The sequence below is a fragment of the Rickettsia asiatica genome (assembly GCF_007989425.1).
GTDB classification, from domain to species: Bacteria; Pseudomonadota; Alphaproteobacteria; order Rickettsiales; family Rickettsiaceae; genus Rickettsia; species Rickettsia helvetica.
This window is the reverse complement of record NZ_AP019563.1, coordinates 131,493-143,894: the sequence shown is the minus strand read 5'-3', so window position 1 is coordinate 143,894 and position 12,402 is coordinate 131,493. Positions and strand designations below refer to the sequence as shown.

The window sequence follows — 12,402 nt, the reverse complement described above, 5'->3', positions numbered from 1 at the left end:
AATAACAAAATATTTTTAAAAAGTAAATCCTATACCTACGGAAACTATTAAAGGATTAAGTTTAACTTTAGAGGTCACGGTTTTATTACCTACTAAATTCGGTTTATACTCAAGTTTAGGATTTAAGAAAAATTGTCTTACGTCAATATTGATTAAAGTATCATCTTTAGCATAAAAATCTATACCTATTTGTCCTACGGCATCGTGTCCGTTTCTAATTTTAAGACCGGTAGCTTGTGTAAGCATATAAGAACCGTGATAACCTATGCCTATATATGGTCTTATTCCACCGTAAGGAGCTATATGAAATTGTCCGGTAACCGTTGCAGGAATCATATAAATAGGTTTGTTTTTTCCTAGTTTGACATTATCAACGCCATAATTATGAGCAACGGCTGCAAGGGAGGTATATTTAGTGCGTAAAACATTAAAGCCAAGTGATAATTCAGTGGCTAAATAATTGTTAAAGAATATAGTAGTGGATGCATCACCTCCATAACCGTTTTTTGCAACTTCTCCTACTGAAACAGGTTGAGGAGAGGTAGGAGGAGGTAATCCTTTTTGCTTAGCACTTGAAAAAACACCTCCTAGACGCATCTTGAAAACTAAACTTCCTTCGTTTTCGTAATACGGTGTACTATCATAGTCAGGAGCAGAATCTACATCATCATAAATGCTTTTAGCAAAACTATTAATACTTATGCTAGATACAAACAAAATTATCCCTAATTTTTTCACTATTCTTAACATAATAATTATAACCTTTACTTGCTTAAAATTGATTACCGTATTATTATATAAAATTTTTGTTTATATATTTATACCATTGTCATAAAAGATAGAATTCTTTTATGCTAAAAGTCAAGACATTTAAGTAAAATTATAGAAAATTATTGGAGCATATTAATGAATGATGCATTAAAAACATATTTAACCGGTATAGGTTGGTTTTTATTTAGTTTAATAAGTAGTAGTGCCAATGATGTAATGTCTAAATATCTTGGGACTCGTTTACATAGCTTTGAAGTAGCTTTTTTCCGCTTCTTTTTCAGTAGCATAGTTTTACTACCTTTTGTTGTTTATTACGGTAAAAATACCTTAAAAACAAGTCGTCCTTTTGTACATATATTAAGAGGGTTATTATTATTTTTCGGTATGACTTCCTGGACTTATGGTCTTACCATAGCTCCCGTTACTACTGCAACCGTCGTAAGTTTTTCTATTCCTTTATTTACTTTAATACTTGCCGTATTTTTTCTTAACGAAAATATTATTTGGCAAAGATGGGTAGTTACCATAGTAGGATTTATAGGACTTGTTGTTACGCTTAAACCGCATGCCGAGGATTTTAACCCCGAAATTTTGTATTTTGTATTAGCGGCTATTTCATTTGCTATGCTTGACATTATTAATAAAAAATTCGTAATAAAAGAATCGATGATTAGCATGCTATTTTATTCGGCAATAGTAACTGCTATAGTGTCGCTACCTGTAGCCTCGCAGTATTGGCTAACTCCTAGTAGTTTTGAATTAGCTTTATTGTTTGTACTCGGTAGTAGTGGAAGCTTAATATTATTCTTCCTGCTTAAAGCTTTTTCCATGGTAGATGCAACCGCTACCGCTCCTTATAGATATTTAGAGCTGGTGATTTCGGCAATAGCGGCATATTTCATATTTAACGAGTTTCCCGATAAAAGCACACTTCATGGAGCAGTAATAATAATTCCTGTCACCTTATTTATAATATACTCCGAAAAAAAAGCTATGAGTAAAAAACATGAATCGCAGTAAACTAGTATTTTCAAGCGGTATCGCCAACACTTTTGAATGGTATGATTATGTATTATTCGGTTATTTTGCACCCATAATAGGAGCAAAATTTTTTCCGAATGATGATGCTAATACTTCTTTACTGCAAGCTTTTTTAGTATTTGCTATAGGTTATTTGGCAAGACCGTTGGGCGGCATATTTTTTGGTGTTATCGGTGATAGATTTGGACGCAAAGTAGCCTTAACTAGTGCGTTATTTTGCATGTCTGCCCCAACCATATTAATAGGAATATTACCAACTTACCATACTATCGGGATAACTGCGACTATATTAATGATTTGTGTACGAATTCTACAAGGATTATCAATGGGAGGAGCTTTGACCGGCTCTATTTCCTTTGTTATTGAGCATACTAGCCATAAACACCGAGGCTTCACCGGTAGTATTTCAATGTCTAGTATATGCTCCGGTTTATTGCTTGGTTCTTTTGTTTCTTATATCGTCAAGAATATCCTAACAGCTTCACAATTTGATAGTTTTGGCTGGAGAATACCTTTTTTACTTGGTTTTTTTATTCTTTTTTCAGCATTTTATATTAAAAAACATACACATGAAACACCGAATTTTAAAAATCTAAGAGAACAGAAAAAGATTTTACAGTCACCGTTAAAAAAAGTCATTACCAATCATTGGTTTGATATATTAATCTCGATTTTTATCAATGCTCCCGGTTCGATAATATTCTATCTAACTACAATTTACTTGGTATCGTTTTTAAAAATCAGCCGTAATTTTACTGAAAATGAGGTAAATAGCCTTGCTAGCGTATGTTACGTGATTATGATAGCCGTAACTTTATTAAGCGGTTATCTATCCGATATTATAGGTCGCAGGAAAATTTTTGTAATTAATCTGATAATAATTATTGTAACAACGCCGTTTTTACTTAATAATTTTGAGAACGGGGACTTCACAAGCGTAATTATCTCACAATTTATACTCGCTATACTTGCCGCTAGCTATATCGGTCCTGAACCGGCATTACAAGCAGAATTTTATCCTACAAATATACGTAACACCGCTCTCTCTATTTCATATAACACTGCTACAAGTATTTTTGGTGGTACTACGCCTCTTGTCTTTGAATATTTAGTACAAAAAACAGGGCATGTAACCTCGGCAGTTTATTATGTCATATTAAGCTGTATTTTTGCATTGATCGCCTTATCTTTTTACAAAAATAGAAGTTTAGATAAAATATGAAAAAAATTACAAAACCTGCAAACCTAGTTGAATTTAATGATAAAATTGTAGCTTTTACACCTAAGAGTTCTTACCATGGTCATGAATACAAGAGTATTAAAAATGGATTAGTTTTTGCTAGTATCTCACAGGATAGCATCAATCACTCCAAAAATATTGAAAAAATAACTAGTAACGAGGCAATTTCAAGGATAGATATAGACTTATTCGGTACGTGCCATAGAGTTACTACGACTGTAATGACTGACCGAATACAGCAAGAAGAAAGCGGATCTTTAGAAATGAGACCTGCTTCTGCAGAAGAGATAGCCCAATTACAAAAGTTAGTATAAGATAATAAAATGATATTAGCATGCCAAACCAAAGAAAAAATCCTAAAGATTTTAAGTGATTATTTACATAAAGAATTTGGGATGCATGCTAATGAAACTACAGTAGCATCTTATGATGAGGTACATATAGGCGGAGCGAATGAAAAGCTAGAATAAGCGCTTTTTTGTAAATAGTAAACGAATTTCCAAAATTCTTCTTGATTTAATAACAAATATATGGCAAAAAGAGTTTGAAATAATCTTGCTACTATAGCTCAGGGGTAGAGCACTTCATTGGTAATGAAGAGGTCGGGGGTTCAATTCCCCCTAGTAGCACCACTAAAAATAGTTATATTTATGATAGACATCCTTCTTTTTATACATATTACTATTGCAATATTGCTAATTATAGTTATTCTGATGCAGCGTAGCGGATCGGATGGAATTAGTAGTATAAGCAGCGGTAATAATATGGGAGTAGTCAGTGCTAAAACAGTCGGTAATTTTCTTACTAAAAGCACTATAATACTTACAACATTATTTTTAATAAATGCAATAGTACTTGCTAACCTTTCCTCAAAAAAGAAATCAGATTTAGTTTCTAAGATTAATGAAATTGAAGAAAATCAAGCAGAAAATAGTTTACCTATAGCTAAATAGTTACAGCTTTATCTTAGTAATATCTCTCATACTTGTCATTGTCTACCTTTATTGGCATTGTTGCATGGATCAAGCCTTGTTGCATGGATCGAAAAATGCGTTTTATGTCATTCCTGCGAAAGCGAGAATCCAGAAAAAAGTGAAATTATTTGAGCTTTTAATATGAAAAACTAAATACATTTGTATCTTTTAGTTACTGGATTCCCGCGGAAGCGGGAATGACATCAGAGAGTTTAGTATAGTTTTTAGAACTCCCGATATATATTATTAAAGTATAGCAATATTTTATTCACAAAATAATTTTAGAAATGTCTATAGCATTTAATATAAAAGAAAAAATTTATATCATTTTATGTACGTTTTTTACAGTCCTTATTATAGTAGGAAACTTAATATATCAAAAATTTGTTTACCTTAATATTTTTAATTTTTATATTCTTGAATTATCTATAGGAGCAATTTTTTACCCGTTAACTTTTTTATTAACGGATTTAATAGCTGAGTTTTACGGTAAAGAAAGAGCCAATTTTTGTGTAAAGCTTGCTATTATTTTTAATATAATAGTAGTTCTAATAATAAGTCTTATGGATAAATTGGAAGCTACTAATTGGTCTAATGTTGATAACATAACTTTTCATAAAGTCTTTGGTTCATACCATATATCTTTTTTAGCATCAACTTTTGCCTGTTATATAGCTCAACTTGTTGATATTAATATATATTTATGGATACGTAAAATTACTAAAGGTAAATATTTATGGATAAGAAACAATTTTAGTACGGCAATTTCTTTATTTATTGATACTTTTATTGTAATTGGGATTATGAGCTTATTTAATATTTTTCCTTTTGACCAATTAGGTCATCTTGTACTTAATAGCTATTCATTTAAACTATTTTTTACTATATTTAGTACTCCAGTATTCTATGCAGGAGTTTGGTTAATAAGTTTATTCATTAAGAAAGGGATAAGCTCTTAGGAAAAGCTTATCCCTTTCTATTTTATCGCCAATTGGTGAGTGCTTTATTACATTGATACCTAAGCCGTTATTGCGAGCGACTATAAGGAGCATAGCAATCCAGAAAAATAATAAAAAAATGTTAATTTAACATTTTTTTTTCTTCCTTGCTTCGTCAAAATTTTCAATTTTTCCTCGCAATAACGAAAAAATCGTTCCATGCAATAAAGCCATTGGTGCTTTACAAATTAATTTTTAACTTAACAAGTCCCTGATGGCTTTGATATTTTCTATGTGTATAATAATTATACTCAAGTAGAACATTTATATTTTTTCTACTCATAAGTATATTACTACCGATATTATATCCAAGCTTAGGTTGTTTTGGTATAATAATTGTTTCTTGTAATGTTTGTCCTTTAAAAGTCGCTTTTGCATTAACTTTTGTATTTTTATTATTGAAGTGATGCTCAATATTACCGTACAAACTTGGTGTTAATACTATATTACTTGTAGTCGCTATAGGTTTAAACACTATTTTACCGCCAAGACTACTTTCAAATGATTGATTTGATTTCTTTTGAATCATCAGATTTTCTATATCTATATTATACTCTTTATAGTTGCTAGCTCTTGAATAATCATATTTAAAACCGATATTAGGGATTAAATATAAACCGTATTTTATACTATATTTATAATTTAACGAGCTTTCAAAACTTAAATTATTGTTTTGATATTTTCCAATTATATTATTAATACTTTTAGATTTATTCTTAATATAATTATGACCGTAAGATGTTATAGCCTGCAACGAGAAACCTTTAATTAGTGCTTTTAGACCGTAAATGCTTAAAAGATGACCGTTAATTGCTGTTTTTCCTAGTTTTTTATTATATTTAACTTGGGATTCCAAACGGCTATAAGCTATTCCTATAACATCATGACTATTGATAAATTCAGCATCGGCCCCGATAGTTACGCCGGTGGTACGACCTTGATATTTTGGAATATTTTTCCAAGCTCCTTGTTTGTTGATGCCGTATAAGCCGCTAATCCATACCCCTCTGTTTATACTAGCTTCTTCATCACCGGCACTTATTGCAGCAACCTTTAATCTATCACTTAAAATATTATAATGAACAGGTTTGTGAAGAGTTGAAGTCGCCTTAACTAATATTGCTACTTTTCTACTGGTATCATCAGATACCTGTTGTCTCTGTGTCGCTTCATCTTGTTCTGCAATTTCTTCAGTTTTGAGTGACACATCGATAGCTTTATCTTTGCTTTCTAAAACTATATCTTTTGTTAATTCTTCTTCCTCTGCTTCTTCTTTTTGTTCAGCTTCTTCATCTGCTAGACGTTTATGCTCTTGCTCTTGGCGGTTCTGCTCTTCTTGACGCTGACGTTTTGCTTCTTCTTTTTGTTCAGCTTCTTCGTCTGCTAGATGTTTACGCTCTTGCTCTTGGCGGTTCTGCTCTTCTTGACGCTGACGTTTTGCTTCTTCTTTTTGTTCAGCTTCATCTTCTGCGTTCTTAAACATTGAAGCCATATCTTCTAGACATTCTGCTTCTGCCTTGTCTGCTAGACGTTTATGCTCTTGCTCTTGGCGGTTCTGCTCTTCTTGACGCTGACGCTCTGCGTCTTCTCTCTGCTGACGCTCTGCGTTTTCTCTTTGCTGACGTTCTGCGTCTTCTCTCTGCTGACGTTCTGCGTCTTGTCTTTGCTGACGTTCTGCGTCTTCTCTCTGCTGACGTTCTGCGTCTTGTCTTTGCTGATGCTCTGCATCTTGTCTTTGCTGATGCTCTGCATCTTGTCTTTGCTGATGCTCTGCATCTTGTCTTTGCTGATGCTCTGCATCTTGTCTTTGCTGATGCTCTGCATCTTGTCTTTGCTGACGTTCTGCGTCTTGTCTTTGCTGATGCTCTGCGTCTTGTCTTTGCTGACGTTCTGCGTCTTGTCTTTGCTGATGCTCTGCATCTTGTCTTTGCTGACGTTCTGCGTCTTGTCTTTGCTGACGTTCTGCGTCTTGTCTTTGCTGATGCTCTGCATCTTGTCTTTGCTGACGTTCTGCGTCTTGTCTTTGCTGACGTTCTGCGTCTTGTCTTTGCTGATGTTCTGCGTCTTGTCTTTGCTGACGTTCTGCGTCTTGTCTTTGCTGACGTTCTGCGTCTTGTCTTTGCTGATGTTCTGCGTCTTGTCTTTGCTGACGTTCTGCGTCTTGTCTTTGCTGACGTTCTGCGTCTTCTCTCTGCTGACGTTCTGCGTCTTGTCTTTGCTGATGTTCTGCGTCTTGTCTTTGCTGACGTTCTGCGTCTTCTCTCTGCTGATGCTCTGCATCTTGTCTTTGCTGATGTTCTGCGTCTTCTCTCTGCTGACGTTCTGCGTCTTGTCTTTGCTGACGTTCTGCGTCTTGTCTTTGCTGACGTTCTGCGTCTTCTCTCTGCTGACGTTCTGCGTCTTGTCTTTGCTGATGCTCTGCGTCTTCTCTCTGCTGACGCTCTTCCTCTTGCTTACGCTTCAGGTCTTCTTGACGCTTTGCTTCTGCTTCTTGTTGTTTACGTTCTGCATCTTTTGTTTCAGCATCCTCTAAGTTTTTCTTAGCTTGTTTTATCTCTTCTTGAGCATTTTCTAACTCTTTTTTTCGTTTTATTGCCTTTTTATCATCATCATCCCAATCATCATCAGAATCATCGTCAGAACTATCCACCTTCCTCTGTTGAGCAATTATATGCTTGAATGTAATATGTGCTAATTTTTCTTCAGCTTTTTTTAGCCGCTCTTGAGCCTCTAATATTTCCTTAGAAATTAGTGGAATAGATTCTGCATTATCATGTTTATTTTCTTTCTTCTTGTTTAAGTTCTCTAAAGTTATTTCTATTTTTTCTACTGCCTTTTTAACACGTGCGATCGTTGTATCTACGTACTTTTGAACAAGTTGCTTTTTTTGTTTTGTAACTACGTCTTCTCTTAATCTTTCAGATAATATTTGAAGTTCTGCTTGTTTTATTCTAAATTCTAATAAGTCTGTCTTTGATGTAAATTTCCCGAATTTATTTTGTTGGCTCTTTAATGGCTTAATCTTCGCCTCTAGTGTATTTAGTTCTGTTATTTCTTCCAGTGATAAATAATTCTGCCAATTCTCATCCATATCATCTTGATATTCTTTAGGTATTATTTTAAATGCTTGGACTGCATTCTCTATTAGCTCTTTCCCTTTGTCTCTTACTAAGGTTAGTTGATCTTCAGCTCCTTTTAAATATCCTTGGCATATTGTTGCATTTTTTATTATATTGTCTTTTATTAGACGATCCATTTCATTAGATTTTCTTGTTGCAACGCTAACTGCTTGCTCTAATTCCTGATTTGCTTTTATTATTTTGTCAATATCGTTATTATTCTTATCTTCTTTCCATTCTTGATTATCCTCTTTCCATTCTTGATTATCCTCTTTCCATTTTTGATTATTCTCATCCTGTGCATTTTGATTATCATTTTGGCTATCTGGAATATTTTGTCTAACCCTATTCCACACATTCAAATTTGCTGCTGTTTCTTGCTTTCTTCTTGCTAGCTGTTCTTCTATTGTTTCTTGATTTATATATTTCCTTTGTGCAAGCACTTTCTTTAGTCCATCTAATAAAGGATCATCTTTGGTTCTTTCTTTTAGTCTTTGATTTTGGTCTTGTTTTCGCTCTCTTTCTATTTTACTTATAAGAACTTTGCGTATCCTTATATTATGAGTCAATACATTTAAGATCAACCCTTGTTGTTCTGGAGTAGTGTTTTCTAAACCTTTTGCTAAAGTTTTATTTACAGTTTCATTACTTGTATTGCCATCAATATATACTATAGCTTTGGTTAAATTTTTTATTAAATCTGTTTCTTTATATTTTTGTAATATTCTAGTTAAATCTTGTTCAGTTATCGTACCATCATCTTGGAGAAAAATTTTCTCTAAGATTTTATTATTTAAGCTATCTATTAGCTCTCTTACTTCTTTTTTTGAAAAAGGAACGTTTTTTAAGTTTGTGTTGATCTTATTTTCATCAAGTATAAAACCTACTAATTGCTTGCTTGAAATTTTATCTAACTTCGTAGATAATTTTTTTAGTGTATCTTTTAATATTGCCTTACTGTGTTCACCTAAAATTTCAGAATGGTCATTTATAAATTTCAATTGTCCTAATATATCACCCTGTTTACTTAAAATTTTAGGTAATTCTTTAGGTAATTTTTTTGATATATCTGTTGATGCCGTCTTACCATACGCACCTAAAATTTCAGAATGGTCATTTATAAATTTCAATTGTCCTAATATATCACCCTGTTTACTTAAAATTTTAGGTAATTCTTTAGGTAATTTTTTTGATATATCTGTTGATGCCGTCTTACCGTACGCACCTAAAATTCTAGAATTTTCATTTATAAATTTCAATTGTCCTAATATATCACCCTGTTTACTTAAAATTTCTTGTTTCCTTTGTGCATCTAGTGGCTCTAATGATAAAAGACGTAATGTTGCTTCTTCTAGACTTTCTTCAAAGAGCTTATTATCTAAAAAATCTCCTGTTTTTTGGTTATTTATACTTATAAACTGGGCTATATAAGGATCTTGTATAAGCTCTTTATATTTTTCTTTTGCCTCACCTAAGATTACATCATCTTTCTTACTAAAAAGAGCAAGAATTTTGTCTGCATCAGCGGTAAGATTCTTAAGTGTTAATTCATCGCGTATAAGAGATGTTATATTCTTTGAAAATTCTATCTTTAAATTTTGTTGACCAGCATTCGGATTAATTAATTCAGCGTATTTTTTACCAAATTCTCCAGTAGGGATAGATACTTCTAGCGATTGGGGAGGAGGTGTTTTTATGCTACTAGTAGTATGACTTTTATTGTTATGTTGTGATTGATCGCCCTTAGAATTGTATCTTGATTGATTCATTGGGGATTTAAAGTTTTTTAAACCTTCTATAGGTGGAGGTGGAGGTGGAGGTGGAGGAAGTGAACCGCTGGCTGCTTCTGAACCGGTGGTCAATAAATTTATTGATATACTAATAACAACAGAGTATGTTAACAATACTGATTTTAATTTGCCTGTTATACTCATTAACTTAATCTCAATGATTATTTTTTAATATATGAACAAGGCGAGTTATATAACATTTATTAAAATTTATCAAGAAAAACATTATTTTTTATTAATATATTGGTTAAATTAAAAATAATTGTTGCATCAATTAGCAGATAAGTTAGGAAGATTGAGTAAACTATACTCGATGAACTTGAAAAATTGGTGACAATGTCTTTGTAAGTCCTCGGATGCTGAACGTTTAATATACGCTCCGCTCCTCGGCTTACAGACTCCTTGCTATTTTCCAAGTTGTGTCGAAGTATACTATTCTTCATTTACTCGGAGTATACTCAACCACTAATAAGCTAAAATCCTATAACGGTTGAGTAATAGCTTTACAAATTAATTTTTAACTTAACAAGTCCCTGATGGCTTTGATATTTTCTATGTGTATAATAATTATACTCAAGTAGAACATTTATATTTTTTCTACTCATAAGTATATTACTACCGATATTATATCCAAGCTTAGGTTGTTTTGGTATAATAATTGTTTCTTGTAATGTTTGTCCTTTAAAAGTCGCTTTTGCATTAACTTTTGTATTTTTATTATTGAAGTGATGCTCAATATTACCGTACAAACTTGGTGTTAATACTATATTACTTGTAGTCGCTATAGGTTTAAACACTATTTTACCGCCAAGACTACTTTCAAATGATTGATTTGATTTCTTTTGAATCATCAGATTTTCTATATCTATATTATACTCTTTATAGTTGCTAGCTCTTGAATAATCATATTTAAAACCGATATTAGGGATTAAATATAAACCGTATTTTATACTATATTTATAATTTAACGAGCTTTCAAAACTTAAATTATTGTTTTGATATTTTCCAATTATATTATTAATACTTTTAGATTTATTCTTAATATAATTATGACCGTAAGATGTTATAGCCTGCAACGAGAAACCTTTAATTAGTGCTTTTAGACCGTAAATGCTTAAAAGATGACCGTTAATTGCTGTTTTTCCTAGTTTTTTATTATATTTAACTTGGGATTCCAAACGGCTATAAGCTATTCCTATAACATCATGACTATTGATAAATTCAGCATCGGCCCCGATAGTTACGCCGGTGGTACGACCTTGATATTTTGGAATATTTTTCCAAGCTCCTTGTTTGTTGATGCCGTATAAGCCGCTAATCCATACCCCTCTGTTTATACTAGCTTCTTCATCACCGGCACTTATTGCAGCAACCTTTAATCTATCACTTAAAATATTATAATGAACAGGTTTGTGAAGAGTTGAAGTCGCCTTAACTAATATTGCTACTTTTCTACTGGTATCATCAGATACCTGTTGTCTCTGTGTCGCTTCATCTTGTTCTGCAATTTCTTCAGTTTTGAGTGACACATCGATAGCTTTATCTTTGCTTTCTAAAACTATATCTTTTGTTAATTCTTCTTCAGTGGTGTTATTGCCTTTTTCATCAGTTTCATCTTCTTCATCATTAGATCTTAATGCCAGAAGTGATCTTTTGTCATCTGATGATTTATAATTTTCGCTATCGTTAGAATTTGATAACATCATTGATGAAGTGGTTTTTGAATCCGATGTTTCTAACTTTTTATTGCTATCTTCATGTTGTGTATAATCCTTTGTTGAGGATTCGTCATTTGTAGCTTCGTTTTCTTGTTGGAATAATCGTAATTGTTTCAGATCTAAACGTCCTACTTGCTTTTCATTGTTACTATTTTCTGATTGAACATTACTACCGTATTTTTGTTCTAGTTCAGTAGACTCTGCTAGTAATTGTTCAACAAATAAAAACAATTCTTTATCTTTTGCTAACTCTAAAAGTTTGGATTTATAAATATTATGTACTTCTTGCCCTATTTCAGTTCTAGGACCTATAAAGCTAGAGTGCATAGTGTTGACTGCTTCTTGGATTTTTACAAAATACTTATTATTTTGATGAACTTTAGATAAATTTTTTGAATGCTCAAATGCTACTGATTCCATTATAGCTTTTTTAAACAAATCGGCATCAGAGTATTTTGCTTTATATCCTGCTGATTTTGGTCCTGATAAAGCAAATTCTTTATATCTTACAGCTATATCGGAGCTAAAGTTATAAATTTTTGGAGTTGTTTTAAAAGTAGATGTATTTGCGTTTAATTTAGTAATTCTACTTATCCAATCTTTAGTAATCCCTAAACTTATTAGATAAGTTAATTCCAAATCTTTTGAACTAGGCGGTGGCAGTGGTGGCATGTTTCCGGTATGGATGTGTTTTTTAGTTTTTCTTGCGAGTACTCTTTAAGAGCTTTTAATATTTAATTCAAGTTTAATA

At 32.4% G+C, this 12,402-nt stretch carries 8 protein-coding genes, 1 tRNA gene and 1 pseudogene; 6 read left to right on the top strand and 4 right to left on the bottom strand.

The window, feature by feature from the left end; translation table 11 throughout:
• Positions 1 to 15 precede the first annotated feature (15 nt).
• Positions 16 to 750, bottom strand: a complete 735-nt coding sequence (locus RAS_RS00740) for an OmpW family outer membrane protein (RefSeq protein WP_147141415.1) — start codon at positions 748 to 750, stop codon at positions 16 to 18.
• 156 nt (positions 751 to 906) lie between these two features.
• Here RAS_RS00740 and RAS_RS00735 point away from each other — a divergent pair, with 156 nt between their 5' ends.
• The 6 genes and pseudogenes from RAS_RS00735 to RAS_RS00710 all read left to right on the top strand — a co-directional run bounded on the left by RAS_RS00735 (position 907) and on the right by RAS_RS00710 (position 4,985).
• On the top strand, positions 907 to 1,791 hold the full coding sequence (locus RAS_RS00735) for a DMT family transporter (RefSeq protein WP_147141412.1): 885 nt from the start codon (positions 907 to 909) through the stop codon (positions 1,789 to 1,791).
• A complete protein-coding gene (locus tag RAS_RS00730) occupies positions 1,778 to 3,034 on the top strand; it encodes an MFS transporter (RefSeq protein ID WP_147141409.1) in 1,257 nt (418 codons plus the stop codon). The genes RAS_RS00735 and RAS_RS00730 overlap by 14 nt, the downstream gene beginning before the upstream one ends.
• A gap of 281 nt (positions 3,035 to 3,315) precedes the next feature.
• Positions 3,316 to 3,522 (top strand): annotated as a pseudogene (locus RAS_RS00725) (hypothetical protein).
• An 87-nt stretch (positions 3,523 to 3,609) separates the two neighbouring features.
• Positions 3,610 to 3,684 (top strand) — tRNA-Thr (locus RAS_RS00720).
• A gap of 18 nt (positions 3,685 to 3,702) precedes the next feature.
• Positions 3,703 to 4,005 carry a preprotein translocase subunit SecG gene (secG, locus tag RAS_RS00715; RefSeq protein WP_147141406.1) on the top strand — a complete coding sequence of 101 codons (303 nt, stop codon included), beginning with the start codon at positions 3,703 to 3,705 and terminating at the stop codon, positions 4,003 to 4,005.
• A gap of 308 nt (positions 4,006 to 4,313) precedes the next feature.
• Positions 4,314 to 4,985: a queuosine precursor transporter gene (locus tag RAS_RS00710; RefSeq protein ID WP_147141403.1), complete on the top strand. Its 672-nt coding sequence runs from the start codon at positions 4,314 to 4,316 to the stop codon at positions 4,983 to 4,985.
• Between the two features lie 220 nt (positions 4,986 to 5,205).
• On the opposite strand, the gene RAS_RS10910 is transcribed toward RAS_RS00710, so the two are convergent.
• The 3 genes from RAS_RS10910 to RAS_RS10900 all read right to left on the bottom strand — a co-directional run bounded on the left by RAS_RS10910 (position 5,206) and on the right by RAS_RS10900 (position 12,323).
• Positions 5,206 to 6,507, bottom strand: a complete 1,302-nt coding sequence (locus RAS_RS10910; protein ID WP_408634839.1) for an autotransporter outer membrane beta-barrel domain-containing protein — start codon at positions 6,505 to 6,507, stop codon at positions 5,206 to 5,208.
• 41 nt (positions 6,508 to 6,548) lie between these two features.
• Complete coding sequence (locus tag RAS_RS11305) at positions 6,549 to 7,016, bottom strand: bacteriophage T4 gp5 trimerisation domain-containing protein (protein WP_458693528.1); 468 nt, start codon at positions 7,014 to 7,016, stop codon at positions 6,549 to 6,551.
• A 3,420-nt stretch (positions 7,017 to 10,436) separates the two neighbouring features.
• Positions 10,437 to 12,323 carry an autotransporter outer membrane beta-barrel domain-containing protein gene (locus tag RAS_RS10900; RefSeq protein WP_408634809.1) on the bottom strand — a complete coding sequence of 629 codons (1,887 nt, stop codon included), beginning with the start codon at positions 12,321 to 12,323 and terminating at the stop codon, positions 10,437 to 10,439.
• Positions 12,324 to 12,402 lie beyond the last annotated feature (79 nt).

Coding starts and splice junctions, on each gene's coding strand:
- RAS_RS00740 (WP_147141415.1), bottom strand. CDS start 750: ATGTTAAGAATAGTGAAAAAATTAGGGATAATTTTGTTTGTATCTAGC.
- RAS_RS00735 (WP_147141412.1), top strand. CDS start 907: ATGAATGATGCATTAAAAACATATTTAACCGGTATAGGTTGGTTTTTA.
- RAS_RS00730 (WP_147141409.1), top strand. CDS start 1,778: ATGAATCGCAGTAAACTAGTATTTTCAAGCGGTATCGCCAACACTTTT.
- secG (WP_147141406.1), top strand. CDS start 3,703: ATGATAGACATCCTTCTTTTTATACATATTACTATTGCAATATTGCTA.
- RAS_RS00710 (WP_147141403.1), top strand. CDS start 4,314: ATGTCTATAGCATTTAATATAAAAGAAAAAATTTATATCATTTTATGT.
- RAS_RS10910 (WP_408634839.1), bottom strand. CDS start 6,507: ATGTTTAAGAACGCAGAAGATGAAGCTGAACAAAAAGAAGAAGCAAAA.
- RAS_RS11305 (WP_458693528.1), bottom strand. CDS start 7,016: ATGCAGAGCATCAGCAAAGACAAGACGCAGAACGTCAGCAAAGACAAG.
- RAS_RS10900 (WP_408634809.1), bottom strand. CDS start 12,323: ATGCCACCACTGCCACCGCCTAGTTCAAAAGATTTGGAATTAACTTAT.